This is a genomic window from Agromyces sp. Y182 (assembly GCF_059445385.1).
Map to the genome: position 1 here is coordinate 2638298 of NZ_JCAIUF010000001.1, position 23925 is coordinate 2662222.

At 68.4% G+C, this 23925-nt stretch carries 15 protein-coding genes; 9 read left to right on the plus strand and 6 right to left on the minus strand.

Annotated features, from left to right (window positions below):
- The first annotated feature begins 102 nt into the window (after positions 1–102).
- The 6 genes from recQ to AC1C2R_RS12120 all read left to right on the plus strand — a co-directional run bounded on the left by recQ (position 103) and on the right by AC1C2R_RS12120 (position 7355).
- Positions 103–2127: a DNA helicase RecQ gene (gene recQ, locus AC1C2R_RS12095; RefSeq protein WP_495380090.1), complete on the plus strand. Its 2025-nt coding sequence runs from the start codon at positions 103–105 to the stop codon at positions 2125–2127.
- A gap of 242 nt (positions 2128–2369) precedes the next feature.
- The gene (locus tag AC1C2R_RS12100) at positions 2370–3317 is read left to right on the plus strand and encodes a GlxA family transcriptional regulator (protein WP_495380091.1); all 948 of its coding nucleotides are present in this window, start codon (positions 2370–2372) and stop codon (positions 3315–3317) included.
- Between the two features lie 197 nt (positions 3318–3514).
- The gene (gene gap, locus AC1C2R_RS12105) at positions 3515–4531 is read left to right on the plus strand and encodes a type I glyceraldehyde-3-phosphate dehydrogenase (protein ID WP_495380092.1); all 1017 of its coding nucleotides are present in this window, start codon (positions 3515–3517) and stop codon (positions 4529–4531) included.
- A 140-nt stretch (positions 4532–4671) separates the two neighbouring features.
- Positions 4672–5346, plus strand: a complete 675-nt coding sequence (locus tag AC1C2R_RS12110; RefSeq protein WP_495380093.1) for a PadR family transcriptional regulator — start codon at positions 4672–4674, stop codon at positions 5344–5346.
- A gap of 150 nt (positions 5347–5496) precedes the next feature.
- Positions 5497–6528 carry an ATP-binding cassette domain-containing protein gene (locus AC1C2R_RS12115; RefSeq protein WP_495352742.1) on the plus strand — a complete coding sequence of 344 codons (1032 nt, stop codon included), beginning with the start codon at positions 5497–5499 and terminating at the stop codon, positions 6526–6528.
- Positions 6525–7355: an ABC transporter permease gene (locus AC1C2R_RS12120; protein ID WP_495352743.1), complete on the plus strand. Its 831-nt coding sequence runs from the start codon at positions 6525–6527 to the stop codon at positions 7353–7355. The genes AC1C2R_RS12115 and AC1C2R_RS12120 overlap by 4 nt, the downstream gene beginning before the upstream one ends.
- A 71-nt stretch (positions 7356–7426) precedes the next feature.
- Here the strand turns inward: AC1C2R_RS12120 and AC1C2R_RS12125 are convergent, their stop codons facing one another.
- Complete coding sequence (locus AC1C2R_RS12125; RefSeq protein ID WP_495380094.1) at positions 7427–7876, minus strand: MarR family winged helix-turn-helix transcriptional regulator; 450 nt, start codon at positions 7874–7876, stop codon at positions 7427–7429.
- Between the two features lie 5 nt (positions 7877–7881).
- Positions 7882–9555: a DHA2 family efflux MFS transporter permease subunit gene (locus tag AC1C2R_RS12130; RefSeq protein ID WP_495380095.1), complete on the minus strand. Its 1674-nt coding sequence runs from the start codon at positions 9553–9555 to the stop codon at positions 7882–7884.
- Between the two features lie 214 nt (positions 9556–9769).
- Here AC1C2R_RS12130 and AC1C2R_RS12135 point away from each other — a divergent pair, with 214 nt between their 5' ends.
- On the plus strand, positions 9770–13462 hold the full coding sequence (locus AC1C2R_RS12135; RefSeq protein ID WP_495380096.1) for a S8 family peptidase: 3693 nt from the start codon (positions 9770–9772) through the stop codon (positions 13460–13462).
- 6 nt (positions 13463–13468) lie between these two features.
- Here AC1C2R_RS12135 and AC1C2R_RS12140 read toward each other — a convergent pair whose 3' ends face one another.
- Together AC1C2R_RS12140 and AC1C2R_RS12145 are read right to left on the minus strand one after the other, a co-directional pair.
- Positions 13469–14467 carry a hypothetical protein gene (locus AC1C2R_RS12140; protein WP_495380097.1) on the minus strand — a complete coding sequence of 333 codons (999 nt, stop codon included), beginning with the start codon at positions 14465–14467 and terminating at the stop codon, positions 13469–13471.
- 264 nt (positions 14468–14731) lie between these two features.
- Complete coding sequence (locus AC1C2R_RS12145) at positions 14732–15754, minus strand: LacI family DNA-binding transcriptional regulator (RefSeq protein ID WP_495380098.1); 1023 nt, start codon at positions 15752–15754, stop codon at positions 14732–14734.
- Between the two features lie 162 nt (positions 15755–15916).
- Between AC1C2R_RS12145 and AC1C2R_RS12150 the strand changes: the two genes are divergently transcribed.
- Positions 15917–18829, plus strand: coding sequence for a glycosyl hydrolase family 28-related protein (locus tag AC1C2R_RS12150; RefSeq protein ID WP_495380099.1), 2913 nt, complete (start codon positions 15917–15919; stop codon positions 18827–18829).
- Positions 18830–18905: 76 nt separating this feature from the next.
- Positions 18906–21878: a CBM35 domain-containing protein gene (locus AC1C2R_RS12155; protein ID WP_495380100.1), complete on the plus strand. Its 2973-nt coding sequence runs from the start codon at positions 18906–18908 to the stop codon at positions 21876–21878.
- Between the two features lie 74 nt (positions 21879–21952).
- Here AC1C2R_RS12155 and AC1C2R_RS12160 read toward each other — a convergent pair whose 3' ends face one another.
- Together AC1C2R_RS12160 and AC1C2R_RS12165 are read right to left on the minus strand one after the other, a co-directional pair.
- A complete protein-coding gene (locus AC1C2R_RS12160; protein ID WP_495352751.1) occupies positions 21953–22960 on the minus strand; it encodes a LacI family DNA-binding transcriptional regulator in 1008 nt (335 codons plus the stop codon).
- A gap of 133 nt (positions 22961–23093) precedes the next feature.
- A complete protein-coding gene (locus tag AC1C2R_RS12165) occupies positions 23094–23915 on the minus strand; it encodes a LacI family DNA-binding transcriptional regulator (RefSeq protein ID WP_495380101.1) in 822 nt (273 codons plus the stop codon).
- Between the last annotated feature and the right edge of the window lie 10 nt (positions 23916–23925).

Genomic DNA, 23925 nt, shown 5'->3' on the forward strand with positions numbered 1-23925 from the left:
CGAGTGACGGACTCGTCCTCCACGGGCGCAGCTGTCGCCGAATGCGCCCGGCGGCTCGGCTCCGGTGGCTGCGCCGTCAGCGGCGCTCGTTACACTCGACGGATGAGCTCGAACGCGGAACCCGACTGGGCCGACGAGGTCCCGTGGGATCCCGATGAACTCGCTCCACCCCCCGACGACGAGTGGGCACCGCCGCATTCGCCGTTCCCCGACGCCCCGTTCTCCGACGCCCCGTTCCCCGAGCCCGTCGAAGGGAACCGGGCCGGCGGGTTCGCCTCGACAGGCTCAGCGAGCGCGGCTCCGGCTCGGTTCGAGACAGCGAGCGAGGCGCTCCACACCGTCTTCGGGTACGACAGCTTCCGCGGCGAGCAGGCTGAGATCATCGAGCAGCTCGCGCGTGGCGGTGACGCCGTCGTGCTCATGCCGACCGGCGGCGGCAAGAGCCTCTGCTACCAGATCCCGTCGCTCCTTCGCGAGGGTACGGGCATCGTCGTCTCGCCGCTCATCGCGCTCATGCACGATCAGGTCGACGCGCTCAAGCGCAACGGCGTGCGCGCGGCGTACCTCAACTCGAGCCAGCAGTCGCACGAGCGCGCCGAGGTCGAGCGCGCCTACCTCGCCGGCGAGCTCGACCTGCTCTACGTAGCACCCGAGCGGCTCGGCAGCGAACAGACGAAGCGGTTCCTCGCGAAGGGCACCGTCGCCCTTTTCGCGATCGACGAGGCGCACTGCGTCGCGCAGTGGGGGCACGACTTCAGGCCCGACTATCTCGCGCTCTCCGAGCTCGCCGAACGCTGGCCCGACGTGCCCCGCATCGCCCTCACCGCCACGGCGACCGATGCGACGCATCGCGAGATCACCGAGCGGCTCAGCCTCGGCGGCGCGAAGCACTTCGTCTCGAGCTTCGACCGGCCGAACATCCAGTACCGCATCGACTCGAAGCTCGAGGTGCGAAAGCAACTGCTCGACTTCATCCGCACCGAGGGGCGTGATGCCGAAGGCAACGCCGTCGCGGGCATCGTCTATGCGCTCTCGCGGGCGAGCACCGAGAAGCTCGCCGCATTCCTCTCCGAGCACGGCGTCAACGCGCTGCCGTACCACGCGGGTCTCGACGCCGGGGTTCGTCGCCGAACGCAAGAGCGCTTTCTGCGCGAAGACGGCGTCGTGGTGGTCGCGACGATCGCGTTCGGCATGGGCATCGACAAGCCCGACGTGCGCTTCGTCGCGCACGTCGACCTGCCGAAGTCGGTCGAGGGTTACTACCAAGAGACGGGTCGCGCCGGCCGCGACGGTGGCCCCGCCACCGCGTGGCTCGCCTATGGACTACAAGACGTCGTGCAGCAGCGCCGCATGATCGACGAGAGCCCGGGCGATCTTGCGCATCGGCGCCGGCTCGCGCAACACCTCGACGCCATGCTCGCCCTCTGCGAGACCGTGCAGTGCCGTCGCCAGAACCTGCTCGGCTACTTCGGGCAGCCGAGCGAACCGTGCGGCAATTGCGACACCTGCCTCGAGCCGCCCGCGTCGTGGGATGGCACCGTTCCCGCCCAGAAGCTCATGTCGACCATCGTGCGCCTGCAGCGCGAGCGCCGACAGAAGTTCGGCGCCGGCCATCTCATCGACATCCTGCGCGGCAAAGAGACTCCGCGAGTGCGCCAGTACGGCCACGATGCCCTCTCCACCTGGAGCATCGGCCAAGATCTGAGCGACCAGCAGTGGCGCGGAGTCACGCGGCAACTGCTCGCCCAGGGCCTCCTCGCCACGCACGGCGAGTACGGCACCCTCGACGTGACCGATGCCGCGACCGAGGTGCTCTCGGGCACGCGCGCCGTGAAGCTGCGCACCGAGCCCGAGCGTGCGACGCGCTCGCGTGGGCCCAAGGCGGCACCGGCGGCCGCCGACCTCGAACCGGCGCAGGCCGAGCTCTTCGAGGCGCTCCGAGCGTGGCGCTCAGGGGAGGCGCGTGAGCAGGGCGTGCCCGCCTACATCGTGTTCGGCGATGCGACGCTCCGAGCAGTCGCGGTGGCCAAGCCCACGAGCCTCGACGGCCTCGACGGCATCACCGGCATCGGCGCCAAGAAGCGCGAGGCCTACGGTGAGGCGTTGCTGGCCGTGGTCGCGAGGTGACCGGCTGAAGCCGGCATCGCTGGTCGAGTAGCGCCCGACGCCAAAGGACGCGTATCGAGAACCCATGTGTCGGGTCTCGGTACGCTCGCTTCTCGACCGACGGGGTGCGAGACCCCGCACCAGATCTCGCAACGCTCGGTGGCAGGAATCTTTCGATGCGTGGCATTCGCGCCAGTTGCCCGAGCGAGCGGTGTCGCGCAAGCTGGACGGGTGGCACGGTCGAGACGGGCGAGGAGCAGCTGATGCAGCACCACAGGGTCGCGGTCCTCGTACTCGAGGGCGCCGTGCCGATCGACGTCGGCATCCCGGCGCAGGTCTTCCACCCCCGAGACTGGCTGCCCTACGAGTTGCGCATGTGCGGGGTCACCGCGGGGCGGGTGAGTTCGCGCGACGGCCTCGCGTTCCACGTCGAGCACGGGCTCGAGGCGCTCGACGACGCCGACACGATCATCGTTCCCGGCTACCGGCCGCGTGGTGGCAATGTCGACCCTCGAGTGCTCGATGCACTGCGGGCCGCGCATCAGCGCGGCGCCCGCGTGGTCTCGATCTGCACGGGCGCATTCGCGCTCGCCGAGGCAGGCCTGCTCGACGGCAGACGCGCGACCACGCACTGGGCAAGTGCCGAGGAACTCGCCCGCCGCTACCCGCGGGTGCAGGTCGACGGCACCGTGCTGTTCATCGACGAGGGGCAGATCCTGACCTCAGCGGGCGTCGCGGCCGGCATCGACGTGTGCCTGCACCTCATCCGGCGCGACCACGGGGTGCGGCTCTCGAACGACGTCGCACGGCGGCTTGTCGCGGCGCCGTACCGAAGCGGCGGACAGTCCCAGTTCGTACCCCGCTCCGTGCCGGAGTCGCTCGGCGAGGTGTTCTCCGCGACGCGGCACTGGGCGCTCACGCGACTCGCCGAGCCGCTGACGGTCGCCGACCTCGCCCGTCACGCTCGCGTCTCGAGCCGCACCTTCGCACGCCGGTTCGTCGAAGACACCGGCTACACCCCCCTGCAATGGGTGCTTCGCGCCCGGGTCGACCTCGCCCGCGAACTGCTCGAGGGCACCGACCTCGGGGTCGACCAGGTCTCGGCGCGCGTCGGCCTCGGCACCGGTGCGAACTTGCGCCTGCACTTCCGGCGCATCCTCGGCACCTCGCCGAGCGACTACCGCAAGACGTTCGCCGACTCGGCGGCGTAGGGGCGGCGTAGGGGCGGCGCAGCGGCCGACGCGGCAGCCGCCAGGGGTCGCCGGCGCTGCGGCATCCGCTTCGTTCATCGGCGGGCGGATGCCTCGGGCTGGCCCGATCCTTTCGGAACCTGTCTTCCGCGCACCTGACGGCGGCGCGAGCGTCTCGCCAGTGTGGTGGGACACACACTGATCGAGGGAGTTCCACCATGACCACCCGTGTCGCCATCAACGGCTTCGGCCGCATCGGGCGCAACGTCTTCCGCGCCGCGCTCGAACGCCAGACCGACTTCGAGATCGTCGCGGTCAACGACCTCGCCGCACCTGCGACGCTCGCGCAGCTGCTCAAGTACGACAGCACGCTCGGCCGCCTCGGCCGCCCGGTCGAGGTGGTCGACGACGGCCTCATCGTCGACGGCGCGAAGCTCACGGTGCTCGCCGAGCGCGAGCCTGAGCGGCTGCCGTGGGCCGAGCTCGGCGTCGACCTCGTGCTCGAGTCGACGGGTCGCTTCACCGCTGCCGGTGACGCGCGTCGACACCTCGACGCCGGTGCCGCGAAGGTGCTCGTGAGTGCGCCGGCGAAGGGGGCTGACGTGACGATCGCGTTCGGCGTGAATCATGAGTCGTACGATCCGGCTGTGCACGACATCGTCTCGAACGCATCGTGCACGACGAACGCGCTCGCGCCCCTCGCCCAGGTGCTCGATGAGACGGCGTTGATCGAGGCGGGCTTCATGACGACGGTGCACGCCTACACGCAGGAGCAGAACCTTCACGACGCCCCGCACCGCGACCTGCGCCGTGCAAGGGCGGCGGCGATCAACATCGCACCGACCACGACGGGCGCGGCCTCGGCGATCGGGCTCGTGCTGCCGCGCCTCGACGGACGTCTCGTGGGTGACTCGGTGCGCGTGCCGGTGCCCGTCGGATCACTCGTCGAACTCGCCGTGACCGTCGAGCGGGAGGTCACGTTCGAACAGCTCGACGAGGCCTACCGGAGCGCGGCGACGGGCCGGCTCGCGGGCGTGCTCGAGTACTCGTCGGATCCGCTCGTCTCCACCGATATCGTCGGCAACCCGGCGTCATCCGTCTACGACGCCGAACTCACGCGGGTGCACGGGCGTCACGTGAAGGTCGTCGCCTGGTACGACAACGAGTGGGGGTTCGCGAACCGGGTCGTCGACACGCTCGGCCTGATGGCGGGGCGAGCAACGCCGATCGAGTAGCGCCCGACGCAGCAGGACGCGTATCGAGACCCTCGCCGGGGTCTCGATTCGCTCGCTGCGCTCGCTACTCGACCAGCGGTGGTGGCTCTTGACCAAGCTCAACTCACGATATACTCTGAATGAAGTATTTGGAGGTGAGTATGTCGCGTCGACCCGTGAGCAACCCGCTCGCACTCGCGGTGCTGTCGAGCCTGTGGGAGCGCCCGATGTACCCCTACGAGATCACGACCACGCTGCGTGAGCGCGGCAAAGAAGACAGCATCCGCCTCAACTTCGGCTCGCTCTACGCGATCATCAAGTCGCTCGAGAAGCACGGCCTCATCGAAGAGGCTCGGGTCGAGCGCGAGGGCAATCGCCCCGAACGCATCGTCTACGCGATCACCGACGCCGGCCGGGCCGAGGCCCACGACTGGATGCGCGAGCTCATCGCCGTACCCGTCAAGGAGTACCCGGCGTTCGAAACCGGGCTCTCGCTCATCGCGCTACTCGCGCCCGAAGAGGCGAGCGCCCTGCTGCGCGAGCGACTCGAGCGACTCGATGCCGAGATCGCGCAGCGGGCGTCCATCGCCGAGCAGTCGGCTGGGCTCGCGATTCCCGAACTCTTCCTCGTCGAGTTCCACTATCGCGTCGCGATGATCCGCGCCGAGCGCGACTTCGTCGCCGCGATGCTCGACCGACTCGAGGCCGGCGAGCTCGGCGGCCTCGACGCGTGGAAGGCCATGCACGAGCTGATGGCCGCCGGCGCGACCGCCGAGGAGATCGAGTCGCAGCTCGCCCGATACATCGCGGAAGGAGCGGCCGAACCAGAGCACTGACCAGTACACAGATCGATGGCCCGGATGCGGCAACACCCGAGCCATCTCGCAACCGAGTCGTTCAACGTGAGTCGAATCCACCCCAGTGCGTGCCGCCATTCTATCGGCCGCATCTCACGACCGAACGGCTCCCCACCGAAGGAGAGCCTCATGGCTGCATCACCCGACGGGATGGCCCTCGCGGCCGTCGATCTCGTCAAGACCTATTCGCAGGGGCGCGGCCAGCCGCAGCTCCGGGCCCTCGACGGGCTCACATTCCAGGCCGAGGCGGGCACCGTCTTCGGCTTGCTCGGTCCGAACGGCGCCGGCAAGTCGACCACGGTCAAGATCCTCTCGACCCTCGCTCGCGCCGATTCCGGCACGGCATTCGTCGCCGGCATCGATGTGCGCCGCCACCCCGAGCGGGTGCGCAGCGCGATCGGCTTCGTCGCGCAGAAGCAGGTGTCCGACCCCATGGACACGGGAATCGAGAATCTTGTGCTGGCCGGGCAGATTCACGGCATGTCGACCCGCGCCGCACGCACCCGCGCCGAAGAGCTGCTCGAGCGTTTCGCGCTCACGAGTGCGTCGCGCCGGCAGGTGAAGACGTATTCGGGCGGCATGGCGCGCAAGCTCGACGTCGCCATCGGGCTCATGCACCGCCCGCAGGTGCTCTTCCTCGACGAGCCCACGACAGGTCTCGACCCCGAGGCGCGCACCGAGATGTGGGCCGAGATCGAGCGGATGTCCCGTGAGGAGCGCATGACCGTGCTGCTGACGACCCATTACCTCGAAGAGGCCGATCGGCTCGCAAGCCGGCTCGCGATCGTCGACGCCGGACGCGTCGTCACCGAGGGCACGCCCGAGCAGTTGAAGAGCGAACTGCGCGGCGATGCCGTGGTGATCGAATTCCACGAGGCATCCGTCGTCGCCCGGGTGCTCGAGGCGATCGGCAGTCTCGGCGCGCTGCGCGAGGTCGCCGTCGAGGGTCGCACCGTGCGCGCCCGAGCCGATGACGGTGGCGCGGTGCTGCCGATCGTGCTCGGGGCGCTCGACGCCGAGGGCATCGCCGTCGCTTCCGCGACCGTCTCGCGGCCGAGCCTCGACGACGTGTATCTCGCCCACACCGGGCACTCGTTCGCTTCGGCGCACGAGGGTTCCGCTGTCGGTGTCCGCACCGAGCTCGAGGAGGTCGCATCATGAGCACGATCACCCGCCCCGCCCGCGTCACCGCGCCGCCGACGTACGCACGCCCGAACTTCTTGCGGCACACCGCGTATCTCACCCTTCGGCAGTTGCGCGCGGCGGTGCGCATTCCGGCGTTCATCGTCATGAACATCGTGCAGCCGCTGATCTGGCTGCTGCTGTTCGGTCAGCTCTTCACGAGCGTCGTCGAGATTCCGGGGTTCGAGGGCGGCGACAGCTACCTCGAGTTCCTGACGCCCGGCATCGTGATGATGATGGCGTTGTTCGGCAGCGCGTGGGCGGGCACGAGTTACATCCAGGACATGGAACGCGGCGTCATGGACCGCTTCCTCACCTCGCCGACGAGCCGCGGCGCGATGATGGTCTCGACGCTCGCATACCAGGCACTGCTCACGCTCGTGCAGTCGCTCATCGTGCTGGGTGTCGCCTGGCTCGGCGGTGCGCGATTCGCGGGTGGGCTCGGCGGCATCCTGATCCTGCTGCTCGCGGCAATGCTGCTCACGGCCTCGTTCTCGGCGCTGTCGAACGCGGCGGCACTGCTCGCACGCAACCAGAACGTGCTGATCGGTATCTCGCAACTCATCACGATCCCGCTCATGTTCTTGAGCTCGGCGCTCATGGACACGAGCCTGTCGGCCGACTGGGTTGCGGAGGTCGCGCGCTTCAATCCCTTCGAGTGGGCGGTCGTGGCGGGCCGCGAGGCGCTCGGCGCGAGCCCCGACTGGGCGAGCGTGTGGAGCAACCTCGGGCTGCTCGCGGCGTTCACGGCCGTGCTCGCGTGGGTGGCGACTCGCGCCTTCCGCGCATATCAGCGCAGCGCCTGAGCGAACTCAACCCCTCGAGCGTGCGTCTCAGGACACCACGTTCGAGGGGTTGCAGGAGCGTTCGGTGTTCGTCACGGCTCGCAGAGGATGCTGAGGATCTTCGCGAACGCGCGGACCTCCGCCTGTGAATGGCTGCGGAGCACGTCGCGTAAACGACCCTGTTGCTGAGTTCTGGCGGCCCGCACCCGCTCGACTGCCGCGGGTGCGGCCGACAGCACGCGGGCCCGGCCATCCTTGTCGTCGGCGCGGCTCACGACGAGACCGACGTCTTCGAGCATGCGCACCTGGCGGCTCACGACGCTCTTGTCGGTCTCGAGCACTTCTGCCAGCACGTATGCGTTCGCCTCGCCGAGCCGCACGAGCGTGCCGAGGATCCTGTAGCCGACGGGCTGAAGGTCGGGATGGATACTGGCCGCAGCTTCCTTCCAGACTGCCCGGAGACGGCTGATGATGACACCGAGCTGTTCCTCGACCTCGTCGATCGTCTGCTCGAGATCGCTGTCGGGCGTGGTGCTCGCCACGTTCGTCACCTGATCTGTCCTTCCGTCTCGCGCTGGTCTGCATTCGTGTTCACCACGACGATCGCGCCGGTGAGAGGCGCGCCGATCTCGGCCTCGGCGAGGTCGATCGCGGTCTCTTCGGCTCGTTCCGCCAGCGTTTCACTGGCGGTCTTGGTCGAGAGCGTCTTGTTGGGCAGGAAGATGACCGCGATGAGGCCCAGGACGACGAAGGGGATGGCGACGATGAACGCATCCGCGATGCCAGTGCCGTATGCCGATTCCACGAGTACCCGGACGGCGTCCGGCAATGCGCTGACATTGGGCAGGCTGCCCGTCCCGAGTTCCTTCAGCGCATCGATCTCGGCGGGGGAACTCGGCACGAAGGTCTCCAGCGAGCTGGTGAGGTGGGAGGTCACCTGGCTGGCCAGAATGGATCCCATGACCGTCACTCCGATGGCACCGGCCACTGAGCGGAAGAAGTTGACATTGGAGCTGGCAGCACCGAGCTGTTCGGCGGGGGTGTCGTTCTGCACGACGAGTGTCAGGTTCTGCATGACCATGCCCATGCCTGCACCGAGGATCACCATGAAGACGGATACCCACAGGAAATCGGTGTCGTAACGGAGGGTCGACATCAGGGTCGCACCGATGACCATCAACACGGAACCGGTGACCATCCAACGCTTCCACTTGCCGAATCGGCTGATCAACTGACCGATGAGAATCGAGGCGACCATCTGGCCGACGATCATGGGGATGGTCATCAGGCCCGACTGGGTGGGGTTTGCTCCGCGAGCCAGCTGGAAATACTGGGCGAGGAACACGCTCGTGGAGAACATGGCCACACCGACGCCGAGGCTTGCCACTACCGCGAGGGTGAAGGTGCGGTTCTTGAAGAGCGACATCGGCACGATCGGCTCGACGACTGTGAACTCGGTGAAGATGAAGGCGAGCAGTGCGAGAACGGCACCGCCGATCATGAGGTAACTCTGCAGTGAGTTCCACTCGAACTGGCTGCCGCCCATCGAGACCCAGACGAGGAGCAGCGAGACGCCGACGGCGAGCAGCGCAGCTCCGATGTAGTCGATGCGCACCTTACGGGTGTTGCGGGGCAGGCGCAGCGTCTTCTGGAGGATGATGATCGCGGCGATCGCGAACGGCACACTGACGAAGAAGTTCGCACGCCATCCGAGGGTGTCGGTGATGACACCGCCGAGCAACGGTCCGCCGATGGTCGCGATGGCCATGATGCCACCGACGAGCCCCATGTACTTGCCGCGCTCTCGCGGGCTGATGATCAGCGCGATCACCACGAACACGAGCGACATGAGGCCGCCGGTGCCGATGCCTTGTACGACGCGAAGCGCGATGAGGGTGGTCGTGTCCTGCGCGAAGCCGGCGGCGACGGTGCTCAGGGTGAAGAGGCCGAGTGAGAGCTGCAGCAGCAGCTTGCGATCGAGCAGGTCGCTGAGCTTGCCCCAGATCGGCGTCGAGACAGCCGTCGCGAGCAGGCTTGCAGTGATCACCCACGTATACCCCGCCTGGTCGCCACCGAGGTCGGCGATGATGCGGGGCAGGGAAGTCGACACGACGGTGCCGGAGAGCACTGCGACGAACATGCCCATGACGAGCCCGGAGAGGGCGATGAGGATGGAGCGCTGCGAGCGCTTCCCATGCAACTCGGGTACTGCGGTAGTCAAGATCGAGACCTTCAGACGTTAGTTGACCGTAGGCCACTATCCAGTTGACCCACGTCAACTATATTCGAATAGTCGACCTATGTCAACTATCCCCTGAGCGGTCGCGACGCTCGTTGCCGATCGCCTGAAGCCGGGGTGACGCGGTTGCGCCATGTCGCACTCTGGGCACCTCGCCGAGCACCGCCGAGGCCGGCGGCGCGCCAGACTTCACCGTATGCGTCCACCTCACAGCGCTCGAGCTCTTGTCATTCTGGCCACCGTCACCGCGGTGGTCGTCGGCCTCACCGCCCCGGCCGCCGCCGGCGCCGCGGCAGAGCCGCCCGACCCCGCACAAGCGGCAGGCGCGCTCGGAGAGTCGCACGGCATCACGCTGCTGACCGGCGATCGGGTCGAGGTCGCCGAGTCCACCGACGGGCGACGCGCGGCCACGGTCACGCCGGGTCCGGGACGCGAGCGGGTCACCTTCCAGACCATCGAGGTGGACGGCGAGCTGCAGGTGCTGCCGAGCGACGCCATCCCCTTCCTCGCCTCAGGGGTCATCGACGACAGCCTCTTCGAGGTCAGCACCCTGATCGAGGAGGGATACGCCGATCTCGAGGCGCTGCCGCTCATCGTCTCGTGGTCGCCCGGCATGCGGGCGGAGACGATGACCATCGCGGGAGCCGAGCAGACCCGGGTCCTGCCGAGCATCGATGGGGCGGCGCTCTCGGCCGGGGTCGACGACCTCGGGCAGGTGTGGCAGGCGATCACCGGTGGCGCCGTAGCGGAGGCACCCGCGAAGGACAGCTCCGCACTGATGGCCGGCGGCATCGAACACGTGTGGCTCGACGGTCGGGCCTCGGCCTCGCTGGACCAGAGCGTCCCGCAGATCGGCGCCCCCGAGGCCTGGGAGGCCGGCTACCGCGGCGCCGGCGTCAGCGTCGCGGTGCTCGACACCGGGGTCGACGGGTCGCACCCCGACCTCGTGGGCCAGGTCGAGGAGGCCGTCGACTTCACCGACAGCGCGACCGGCACCGCCGACCTCTTCGGCCACGGCACCCACGTCGCGGCCACCATCGCCGGCACCGGAGCGGGCGCTGAGGGCACCCGGCCGGGCGTCGCGCCCGACGCCGACCTGATCATCGGCAAGGTGCTCAGCGACGACGGCTACGGCTACGACTCCTGGATCATCTCCGGCATGGAGTGGGCGGCGGAGCGTGCGGCAGTGGTCAACATGAGCCTCGGTGGCGGCCCCTCAGACGGGACGGACCCGCTCAGCCTCTCCCTGGAGGCGCTCTCGGAAGAGACCGGAGCCCTCTTCGTCGTGGCGGCGGGCAACGACGGTCAGGACGAGGCGGTCGCCACCCCGAGCACCGCGCCGGCTGCGCTGTCGGTCGCCGCGGTCGACCGGGACGAGTCGCTGGCGGAGTTCTCCAGCCGCGGGCCCCGCACGGGCGACGGCGGGCTGAAGCCGGAGATCAGTGCGCCGGGTGTGGGCATCGTCGCAGCACGGGCGGCCGGCACCGCCATGGGCTCGCCGGTCGACGCGCTCTACACGGCGTCTTCGGGCACGTCGATGGCGACCCCGCATGTCGCGGGTGCGGCCGTCCTCCTCGCCCAGCAGCACCCAGATTGGTCGGGGGAGCGGCTCAAGGATGCGCTCGTCAGCACCGCGAAGGCCAACCCCGATCTCGGGGTCTACGAGCAGGGCGGGGGCCGGGTCGATGTCGCTCGTGCGGTGAGCCAGGAGGTGACCGCCACCGGGATCGCGGACTTCGCGCGTCAGGGCGACGCAGTGGAGGAGGCGGTGCGTGAGCGCACCGTCACCTACCGCAACGAGAGTGACGAGCCGGTCGACCTCGACCTCGCGATCGAGGTCGAGAACCTCGACGACGACGGCTCCGAAACCCGTGCCTTCACCGCGCCCGAGCAGGTCACCGTTCCCGCGCACGGTTCCACCGATGCGGTCGTGGCGATCGATCCGGCCGCCCTCGACCGAGGTCGGTGGAGCGGCGCGCTGACCGCGACCGCGCCGGACGGCGTAGTCGTGCACACCGCCATCGGTGCGATCAAGGCAGGCCCGCGGCACACCGTGACCATCCGTGCGGTGGGCTTCGACGGTGGCGATACATTCGTGCCGTCCCTCTCGTTGATCGGTGACCACCCGGGCACCGAGTACCTCGGCTATCTCGGCACGGGCGAGGTCGCCACCGTCGAGGTCGAGGAGGGCGACTACATCGTGCAGGCGATCATCGAGGGCAACGACACCGCGCAAGCCGAGCGGACCGGCACGGTGATTCTGCCCGACGTGCAGGTGACCTCCGACGTCGAGGTGGTGCTCGACGCTCGCAAGACACGCCCGATCGAGATCCGAACCCCGGAACCGGCCGAGCAGCAGAGCATCATCAGCTGGTACACCCACCGGCTTCTCACGAACGGCCGCGACATCCAGCACGGCGTCATGTCGTTCGAGCGGACGATGCCCTGGGTGACCCCGACCGAACCCGTCCGTGAGGGTGAGTTCGAGTTCTCCTCCCGCTGGCAGCTGGTGCGGCCCTCCGCGCTGATCACCGTGCCGGGCACGAAGCTGAAGCCCCAGGCCGGCCTGCTCCCGAATTCCGGGGTGCTCGACCGGGCAACGCGCCTCGAGCTGGTGGCACCGGGACCGGACTTGAAGGGAGTGCGCGGCAAAGCGGTCGTGGTGGATGCTCCTGACCAGGGTCTCGAGGACGCCCAGGTGCAGGCAGCTGCGGCAGCGGGTGCGCGGGCGATCATCCTGGTCCGACCCACGACCAACAGCATCTTCACGGTGTTCCAGCCGGGCGCCGACCCCGGCCCGATCCCGGCGATGGTCACCACCGCCGAGGACGGCGCGGCGCTGATCCGGCGCGCCCAGCGGCCGGGCAAGCAGCAGGTGGTGCTCGAGGCGAGCCGCACGAGCCCCTACCTCTACGACGTCATCCAGGTCTCGACCGACGCGATCCCCGACGAGATCGTGCACCGGGTGACGAAGGCCAACAGCCACCGCGTCACCACGACCTACGTCGAGAGCGGCGGGCGGCCCTACGCCCGCGAGCAGCGCTTCGGCTGGCGCCCGTGGATGACCTACGCGTGGAACGACGCGCAGCGCACGGTCGCCACTGGCGAGAGCCGGGTCGAGTGGGTCTCGGCGGGTGACTCGGTGTGGCAGCACCAGGTGCTGCATACCTGGGAGAACTGGATGGGCACGGTCACAGGCGGCATGACCGGACCGGCGCGCAGCTACGAGGCGGGGCACTCGAAGGAGCGCTGGTTCGATCCGGTCGTGCGCCCGGCCGCGGTCGCCTCTTCGCCGTCGACCCGCAGCGGTGACCGGCTTCAGTTGCAGGTGCCCGAGTTCGTCGATGCTGCGGGCCACTTGGAGGTGGGCGGTGCCTCCTCGAGCGCACGGCTCTACCGTGACGGTGAGCTGGTGGAGTCGCTCCCGAATGCACGGCAGGCCCTCGATGTGGTCGCCGAGGAGGCCGACTATCGGCTCGAGCTCGACGTCTCCCGTGACGGTGAGGAGTGGCAGCACGGCATCCGCACGTCGACGGCGTGGACCTTCCGGTCCGGCCGACCGGACGAGGGCGAGACGGTGACGCTGCCGCTGCTGCAAGTGGTCTACGGCGTGCCGACCGACGACGAGGGATACGCGACCCGTCGGAAGCACACGGTCTCCTTGCAGGTGACCGACCAGCTCGGCGCAGTGCGATCGCGTGCCACGCTGCAGGCAGAGGCATCCTACGACGACGGTGCGAACTGGAAGCCGCTGGCGGTCCGTCGCGACAAGAAGGGCTTCTCCGCGGTGGTGCCGGCCGGCAGCGCGCCGATCACGTTGCGGGTCACCGCCGTCGACGGCTCGACCACGGTGACCCAAGAGGTGGTTCGCGCGTACGCGCGGCGCTGAGCCGGGTCACAGCCACCCGCGCCGCGCCGCCTGATAGGCGAGCGCGGTGCGGGTGTCGACGCCCGCGATCGCCATCAGCCGGTCGAGGCGGCGCTGCACGGTGCGCCGGCTGATCCCGAGTTGGTTCACGATCGACTTGTCGGGAATCCCGGCGACCACGAGCGAGAGCAGGAGGCGCTCCGCGTCGCCGATCCCGTCGACCTCAACCGCAGTGCTGGTCTCGTCGCCGCCCTCGGCAGCACCAGCGGACGGCAGCGGGCTGGCTCGCTCCCAGTGGCCTTCGAACAGATCGAGCAGGGCGTTGAGCAGTTCGCCACCGCGGATCACCGCCGCGCTCGGCTCGCCGAGGCCGCGCTCCTGGTCGTGGATCAGGGGACAGATGGCGGTGCGCCGGTCGATGATCGCAAGCCGGATCGGGAGAGCGGGCGCGACCCGCGCCTCCTCGCCCCAGCCGATGCCCTCGAGCACGGTGTCGAGCTCGCCGGGTCCTTCGAGCAGCGCACGCTCGTAGATCGCCCGGTAGCGGACGCCACGTGCGAGGGCGTCGCGTTCCTCGGTGTTCTCGGCGCCCTTCATGGCGAGTGGGTTGGCCCGGCAGAACCAGAGGATCTCCTCGCGTGCGGATTGCTGCAGGTCGCGGAGCCGCTCGCGCAGCGCCCCCGCTCCGTTGACGACCTCGACCACGTGATCGGCGTCGCGGCGTCGGGCGACGGCCCGGAATTCCTCGCTCAGCGCGGCCACGCGCTGGCGGTCGTCCTCGAGCGACTCCTGGCGTCGAAGCAGGGCGGTGCCGAGCGCAACGTCCGGCGGTTGTGGTCGGAAGACCGGATCCTCACCGTGCCGGACGACGAGACCTTTCGCCTCCAACCTGCGCAGCAGGTCACCGGCGCGCTCGGCGGTCAGCCCCGCGACCTCGGCCAACTGATCGGCGCGCGCAACGTCGAGGCCGACGAGCAGTCGATAGCTGTTCTCCTCCGCCGGGTCGAGCAGCAATGGCTCCTGCATCGGCTCCCTCCCAGGTGCGTTGGTGCGATTTTAGAACACCGGTCGGCGCGTGTGTCCGTTGAAGCGCGGTATGCCAGGGCTGGTCGAGTGACGCCCGACGCAGGAAGACGCGTATCGAGACTCTCGCATGGGGTCTCGATGCGCTCGCTACTCGACCAATGGGGTCGGAGTCCGGCGCAAATCGGCGTGCCCGAGTTCTTTCCTCGTCGAGTTCCACTCTCGCGGGAGAGAAACCGCGGGCTGCCGATGCGGCCGGTGCAGTGACTACTTGGACCTTCCCGGCGGGGGGCCGACCGAACCGCGTTCGACGAGTCGGACGTCGAGCGAGACCGGTGCGCGCGGTCCTTCGCCTCGTTCGATCTCGTCGAGGATGATGCGTGCGGCCTCTGCCACTTTGGCGGGCATGTTCTGCGCGATGGTCGTCAGCCCCGGTGTGGTGTAGGCCGCGAAGTCGAGGGCGTCGAAGCCGATGACCGATACGTCGCCGGGGACGGAGCCTCCCGCTTCAGCGATGCCGGCCATGATGCCGACCGCAAGGTGGTCGGCCGTCGCGAACACCGCGGTCACGTCGGGGTGATCGTGGCGCAACCGCAGACCGAGTGCCCGCCCGTCCTCGAACGTCGTCCACACTTCCTCAACGACGATCTCGCGAGAGTCGATGCCGGCGGCCTCATATGTCTCCCGAAAGCCGGCCCACCGCTGCCCGATGACGCCCATGCCTTCATAGGGAGGGCCGGCGAAGAGCACATGGCGGTGGCCTGCCTCGAGCAGACGGGTGCCGGCCAACCGGCCTCCGCGGTGGTCGTCTGAGCGGACTCCGATCGTGCGCGGATTCGACGAGTAGCTGTCGATCGCGACGAGCGGCGCTCGGTCGATGCGGATGCGGTCGATCTGCTCGTCGGTGAACTCGACGAGGATCGCTCCGTCGAGGGACCACATCCTGATCGTCTGCGCGACCTGATCCTCATGCTCGATGCCGCGGAGCAGGACGTGATAGCCGTGGCGGCGCAGGTGGCTCTCGATGCCGCCGATGAGGGCGGCGTTGTGGGGGCTGACGAGGAGGCTGTGGCTCTCTCCGACCGGCACGAGCGCGGCGACGATGTGCGAGCGGCTCGCCGCGAGGCTGCGTGCCGGGATGTTGGGTACGTAGCTGAGCCGGTCCGCGATGGCGAGCACCCGCTCGATCGTCGCGCTCGAGACGCGGGCGCGCTTGCCGTTCATGACGTTCGACACGGTCATCATGCTCACCCCTGCCTCCTGCGCGATGTCGCTCAGCTTGACGGCCATGGGTTCCATTCCAGTCGATGCACCTTTCGGGTCATCCTAGTGACGGGCCCCTGTTGCCTCATGTCGGGGTCTTGACGCGTCTTCGGGCCTCACGTATCGTTCGCCTAGGTTTATCGCTAAAGCAACCCGATTGTGGACTCACCCTGATCAAAGGAGATCAGCATGTCGCGCACTACCCCTGCCGTCATCGCGAGTGCGGCCCTCGCCGGCGTCATCGCATCCCTCATGCTCGCCATTCCCGCGAACGCGGCGGACCTCCCAGTCGAATACGAAGCCGAGGATGCCGTGCTCGTCGGCGGCGCGGGGGTCAACGACAACCATCTCGGCTATTCCGGGACCGGCTTCGTCGACGGCTTCGTCATCGACCACCAGGGTGCTGCAAGCCTCACGTTCACGGTCGATGTGCCCGAGCCAGGCGAGTACGGTCTGAACCTCAGGTACGCCAACGGACTCGGCTCGACGATGACGCTCTCGCAGGTGATCGGTGGCGAGGACAGGCAGATCTCGCTGCCCTCGGCGCCCGGCGCTTCGTGGAGCCAGTGGTTCATCCATCAGGAGAACATCACGTTGCCTGCGGGCGAGCAGGAACTCACCTACCGCTTCGACTCCGACGACACGGGGAACGTCAATATCGACGCTGTCGCGTTCACGGTCGTCGGCGACGTCTCCACGCCGGGCGGCGGAGCCACAGACCCTGCCGACATCCCGGGCTCCGGGCCGGACACGCGGTGGGATCAGGTCGGCAATGAACTGGCGCTCGTGGAAGCGCCGCACCGTGGACATGCGTACGAGACGGAGCAGTCGTTCTTCGCGAACGGCGCCGCACTCGGCGACCGGGCCGGTGCCACCGGAGTCGACCTCGCCGCGCCGCGCGCCCGGATCGTGGTGCCGACGTTCGCGACGACCGACCGCTCCCAGAAGATCGGCCTGCGATACCTCAATGAGGGTGAGCAGGAGACGCGGGTGGTGATGGGCGTGGACGGTATCCCCGTCGGTACGATCTCACTGCCGCCCACTCAAGGATGGCGGGACATCGCCGTCAAGCTGCCGCTACGCGAGGGGCTCGGCACTGTCGAGTTGCGGCGCACGGGAGACGGGCGCGAGGGCGCCCTGCTCGTCGACGCGATCGTGGTCGAGAAGGCGAACGCCCCAGCGGAGCGGGGTGCCACGACGGGTACGACGGTGTATGAGGCCGAGCACGGGATCACGAACGGTGACATTCTCGAGCCGAGCCGGACCTTTCGCGAGCTTGCGGCCGAGGCGTCCGGCCGTCAGGCGGTGACGCTCACCGAGACGAAGGACTACGTCGAGTGGACCCTGACGAAGCCTGCCGATGCCGTGGTACTTCGTGCGTCGATCCCTGATACGGCTGACGGCACGGGCCAAGACGGCACGCTCGCGATGTACGCGGGGAAGAAGAAGATCGCCGATATCCCGGTGTCGAGCACGTACTCGTGGGTGTACGGCGGCTACCCGTACGGGAACGACCCGACGCAGGGCGGTGCGCAGCGCTTCTTCGACGAGTCGCGCGTGACGTTCGGCGAGTTGCGCGCGGGCACGACGCTGCGACTGCAGAAGGATGCCGCGTCGGGCGCCCTTCCGTACACGGTCGACCTCGTCGAGGCCGAGGTGCGCCCCGACCCGCGGAAGATCCCGGAGGGCTCCCTCGATGTCACCGCGTTCGGCGCGACGCCTGACGACGGCACCGATGACACGGCCGCGATCCAAGCTGCCGTGGACGCGGCGAGTGAAATCGGCGGGGGCGTGTGGGTGCCGCGTGGGCGATTCGTGGTCACCGAGGTCGTGCGGCTCGTGAGCGTCTCGATCCGGGGTGCCGGGCCGTGGTACTCGATCATCGCCGGCCGTGACGCGAAGGGCGGGCTTTATGCGATGGGCACGGGCGTCACGATCGCCGACCTCATGATCGACGGCGACGTGCGCTACCGAGACGACCGGCTCTTCGACAGCGGAGTGGAGGGCAACTTCGGCCAGGGCTCGCTCATCCAGGACGTCTGGGTCGCGCACACCAAGACGGGGGCCTGGGCCGCGGCCGGAACGGACGGCCTCTACGCGGTCGGTCTGCGTGTGCGCGACACATTCGCCGACGGCGTGCATCTGGACGGCGCCGTCACCGACGCTCGCGTCGAGCACGCAAGCGTCCGCAACACGGGCGACGATGGGATGGCGATGTGGTCACTCGGCGGGGCCGTGACGCGCAGCGTGTTCGCGCACAACACCGTGCAGAGCCCGCTGCTGGGCAACGGTGCCGCGATCTACGGTGGCGACTCGAACCGTGTCGTCGACTCGATCGTCAACGACACGCTGACGGCACCTGCCGGCATCGCCGTGAGCACCCGGTTCAACCCGGTCCCGTTCTCGGGCACGACGGTCGTGGATGGCAACGACATCTTCCGCAGCGGCGGGTGGGAGCCGAACTGGAACACGTCGTTCGGCGGCATCTGGGTGTTCGCCGACACAAGTCACATCACGACGCCCGTGCTGATCAGCAACACGCGCGTCATCGACTCCGCGTATGAGGGACTCCTCGTGAGCGGCAGCCACTGGGTCAACGACCTGCGCATCAGCGACGTCACGATCGAGGGCACGGGCTCCTATGCCGTCGCTGCCCGCGTCGGCGGCGACCACCGCTTCCGCAACGTGACGGCCTCCGCGATCGCCGAGCCCGCCGATGGGCGCAACCACCTGTGGGGCACGTTCATCGACGAAGGCGGCAATACAGGTCTGCTCGCGGAGACGACCGCGACGTGCGCTGTCGTCTACCGGGCCACGCCCGTCTTCCTCGATCGCTTCATCGCGACCGTGACGATCAAGAACACCGGCACCGCGACCTTGCCGGTCGGCTCCCTCGCCTGGCATCTCGGCAGCGGAGAATCCGCCGCGCCGATGCTCGGCGCCGATGTTGCACAGAACGGCACGCGCGTCGACGCCGAGCTCACGACGGAGCTGAGGCCGGGCCGGAGCAAGACCTTCCTCGTGACCGGCACCGCCAACGCGGAAAAGGTCTCCGTGCCGAGTTCGTTCGCCCTCGACGGAATCCAATGCACGACGCCGTGACGTCCATGCGAAGCACAGCGAGATCCATGCGAAGCACAGCGACATCCACGCGAAGCACAACGGAAGGAATCATCACATGACCCCCCTTTCCCACAGCCGGCGACGTCGACTCGCCCTGGTCACGGCTGTCGTCGTGGCCAGCACAGCACTGATGGCCGCGACTGCGACCGCCGCGTCCGCCGCTCCAACGCAATACGAGGCCGAAGATGCGTCGCTCGCCGGCGGCGCGATCATCGAGACTGAGCACGCCGGTTACTCCGGTGACGGATTCGTCGGCGGATACACCGACGGCAACAAGGGCACGGCGTCGGCAACCTTCGAGGTCGACGCGGCGACCACGGGCGCGCACACGCTCTCGCTCGCGTACGCCAACGGCACGGGGTCGCCGAAGACGCTGACGCTGTTGATCGATGGCGCGCCGCAACAGGTCACGCTCTCGCCCACCGCGGGGTGGAGTTCGTGGTCGACGCAGAGCGTCCTCGCGTCGCTGACAGCGGGCGATCACACGGTCGCGTACCGGTTCGGGGCCTCCGATTCCGGAAACGTCAACCTCGACCGACTCGAGGTCGCCCCCCACGACAGCGGTTCGGGCGGGTCGGACTATTCGACCGGTCCGACGTTCGAGGCCGAGGAGGCGACGCTCGCAGGCGGCGTCGTCGTCGACTCCGAGCACGCCGATTACTCGGGCACCGGCTTCGTCGGCGGCTATACCGACGGCAACGCGGGCTCCGCGTCGACGACGTTCAAGGTCAGAGTGACCGAGGCCGGCGAGAAGAGCCTGTCCCTCCGCTACGCGAACGGCACCACGACGGCCCGGGCGCTGTCACTGTACATCGACGACGTGAAGGCTGCAGAGCTGTCGTTGCCCGTGACGGGCGCGTGGAACTCATGGGCCGCGGTGTCGCACCAGGCTGATCTCGACATCGGCGACCACGACATCCGCATTGCCTACGACACCGGCGACAACGGCAACGCGAACCTCGACAAGCTCGACGTCGCCGACCATGTTCCGCCTCAGCCGGCGGGACCCGGTGAGGCCGAGAATGCCTACCGATCCGGTGGCGTGGCCGTCGCCGGTGCGGTGAGCGGCTTCGCCGGATCCGGGTATGTCGGCGGGTTCACGACCGAGGGTGCGCGGGTGCTGCGGACGGTCGGCTCCGGTGCCGCGGGAACCGAGACGGTCACGATCACCTTCGCCACGACCGGGGCATCACGCACGCTCGACGTACTGGTCAACGGCCGCCGCAGCGGGTCCGTGACGTTCGACGACGGCGACGGCTGGCGGACGGCAACGGTGAGCGTCCCCGTGCGGGCAGGCGTCAACACCGTCGGCCTGCGTGCATCGAACGGCGGAACCGATGTGCTGATCGACAGCATCGTCGTTTCGAACGATGGCGATCTCGACGAACGCGGAGCCACCGCACCCTACCGTCAGTACGAGGCAGAGGACGGCACGACGAATGGCTCGGTGCTCGCGCCGTCACGGCTCTACGGCACGGTGCAGGCGGAGTCGAGCGGACGCCGTGCGGTGCGGCTCGACGCCCTCGGCGAGCAGGTGAGCATCACGCTCACGGCGCCTGCCAGCGGACTCGTTATCCGCTCCTCGATCCCCGACAATGCGGCGGGGACGGGGCGGAGCTCGCCGCTCGGGATCTACGCGGACGGCTCGAAAGTCACAGACTCGACGCTGAGCTCGGCGCACACCTGGCTTTACGGCCCGTACACGGCCGCCGACGGCGTGCACACGTACTCCAACGACCCGAACGCCGAGCGACCCGCGGATCGTTGCGGTCCGGAACTCGCCGCGTGCGTGCCGCACCGCTTCTACGATGAGCTGCGCGTGCAGCTGCCCGGAGAGCTCCCGGCGGGCACCGTGCTGACGCTGCAGAAGGACTCGCCCGCGGTGTCGTACATCGACATCGACCTGGTCGAGGCCGAGGTGATCCCGGCCGCGCTCACCGCTCCGTCGGGCGCGGTCTCGATCACCTCGCACGGTGCTGCCTCGGGCGGCGGCGACGACACCGTGGCAATCAACCAGGCGGTCGCAGCGGCGAAGTCGGCGGGAGTGCCCGTGTGGATCCCGGCAGGCACGTTCCAGGTGAACAATGCGATCCGGGTATCCGACGTCGCGATCTTCGGTGCGGGATCGTGGCACTCGACGGTCCAGGGCGCCGGCAACGCGGGCGGGTTCTACGCGACCTCCGGCGGCGTGACGATCGCCGATCTCTCGATCGCCGGCAGTGCGATCATCCGCAACGACCATCAGGGTCAGGCTGGCATCGAGGGTGACTTCACGAGCGAGACGCTCGTGCAGAACGTTTGGATCCAGCACACCAAGGTCGGCATGTGGGTGCGGCCGGGCTCGGAGGACGTGCTGGCGGTCGGCCTGCGAGTCCGCGACACCTACGCCGACGGGGTGAACCTCCGCTCGGCATCGAACACGCACGTCGTCCAGTCGACGTTCCGCAACACCGGCGACGACGCGCTCGCGATGTGGTCGTCCGACGGGCCCGGGTCCGACAACGTGTTCGCATTCAACACCGTGCAGACGCCAGTGCTGGCGAACGGGCTCGCGGTGTACGGCGGAGGCGGCGGCAACCGCGTCGAGGACAACCTCGTCGCCGACACCGTCGAGGCGGCGGCCGGCATCGCGGTGAGCACGCGGTTCGGGGTGCCATTCACCGGCACGACGACGGTGCAGCGGAACACCCTCACGCGCACCGGAAGCATGGAGTCGGGCTGGAACTCGCAGCTCGGCGCCCTCTGGGTCTACGCCGATGTGCACGCGGTCGACGCGCCCATCGTGATCCGTGACATCGACATCGCCGACAGCACGTTCGGCGGCGTGCTCATGTCGTGGCAGAAGTCGATCCAGCAGGTGTCGTTCCAGGACGTGAGCATCACGGGCTCGGGCACCTACGGCATCGAGATCCATGCCCCAGGCAGTGCGACGTTCACGGATACGACGGTTGCAGGGTCTGGTGCCGGGGGACTGCTCAATGAGACGGGCTTCGTGCTCCACCGTCTGAACGGGAATTCCGGCTTCTAGCGGAGCAACGGTGGGTCGAGGGTGGGCTTTGGTCGGCCCTCGACTCACCCCCTGTATCCCGCGCCGGTTCTCTCTCAGGCGGGAGCAGGGCCTGTGGATCCGCGGAGAACGAACTCGGGCTCGAACAGCAATTCGCTGACACCGCTGTGGGTGCCATTGATTTGTCCGAGGAGCAGGTCGATGGCGGCTCGTCCCATCGCCTCGATGGGCTGGCGCACTGTCGTGAGAGGCGGCTCGACGAAGCCCATCAATTGCGAGTCGTCGTATCCGACCACAGATACGTCGTTGGGGACGTTTCGGCCGGCTCGCCGGACCGACCAAATGGCCCCGAGTGCGAGAAGGTCCGACGCACACACGATTGCGGTCACGCCCTCGCCGAGCAGCTTGGCCGCTCCGGCCTGCCCCGCCTCGATCGAGTACATACCCTGCACCACCAACGCTTCGTCGACGTCGCACCCCAGCTCAGCGAGCTTACGTTGTGCCCCGAAGATCTTGCGTTGCGAGGGCAGGTGCCCACGCCCGCCCATGAGAAGCCCGATGCGTCGATGCCCGAGCTGACGCAGATGCGTCACAGCCTGCTCCGCGGCAGCTACGTCATCGGTAGAGACTGTCGGGAACGGAAGCGCGTCGATCGCGCCATTGATCACGACAGTGGGAAGCCCGGCCGCTCGAAGTCGTGCGAAGTGCGGCTTGGCCGCGGCGCCCTCGGGATGACCCCCAGCAAGATAGATAACGCCACTGACTTGCTGATCGAGAAGAAGCTCGACGAAGTCGGCATCGTTCATTCCACCGGTGTTCTGAGTGTTCAGCAGCGGAGTGAAGCCGTTCTGGGTGAGGGCTCCACCGATGAGTTCGGCGAGCGCCGGAAAGATGGGGTTCTGAAGTTCAGGCAGAACAAGGCCGACGAACCTCGGACGATCGCCACGCAACTTCGACGGGCGCTCGTACCCGAGAACGTCCAACGCCGTCAGGACCGCCTGGCGCTTCGACTCGGACACTCCTGGGCGGTTGTTCAGCACGCGACTGACTGTCGCTGGGCTGGTGCCCGCCTTACGTGCAACGTCGGATAGCCTGCTTGTCACTCCTGAAGTCTACGTGCGAAGGGTGTCGCTTCGACGCTTGCAGAGCACGGAGGACTCGGATCTACGCGGGTCCGTCACACGGCCGCGGGACCGCTGAAACTCCTCGGGCCCGCAAACTGCAACCACGCACGAGTCAACGAGACGTCGGCGAAGACACCGAGGCGCGTTCGACGATGTCGACGCCGACGATGTAGAGGTCGTTGCATCCGTCCGGCAGCAGCAGGACCTCCGAAGCGAGCCTCGCCTTCCGTGGAATGTCCTGCACGACGGAGGAGAGCTTGGGCGTGGACATCGAGGCGAGGCCGAGGTCGTCGAAGCCCATGACCGATATGTCGGCAGGCACCTGTCGGCCGCTGAGGGCAAGCCCCTCGATCACGCCGATCGCGAGGGTGTCGGCCGTCGCGAAGACGGCGGTGACCGTGGGGTGACGCTGCCGCAGGGTGCGACCGAGGGCGACGCCCTCTCGATGGGTTGTGCCGGCCGTCACGTGGGAGCGGAGGGTGGCCTCGCCGTCGGGCAGCGCGCTCGTGAAGCCCGAATACCGTTCCCTTATGACGCCGGACCGATCCTGCGCGGGACCGACGAAGAGGATGTCACGATGACCACGGATCGCCAGGTACGCGGCCGCGCGGCGTCCGCCATCGAAGTCATCGGCGCGGACGAACGCGAAGTCGGCTCGGTGTGCGTAGCTGTCGATCGCGACGGCGGGGACCCCGAGCGGGGGAAGCGACTGGATCTCGTCGTCGCGAAATCCGAGAAGCACGGCACCGGCGAGCTTCGCCGACATCGCAGGGATGTCGGCAGGCCGTGTCGTGCCCCAGAGCGCAATCGCACATCGATGGTCGCGCAACTCGCGCTCGAGCGCGGCCACGAACTCGCCATCGTGCGCCATCAGCGCGATCGACTCCGTCGGTCGCACTCGCATGAACACGCCCACGGCGGACGCGATGTCCATCTCCTGCCTC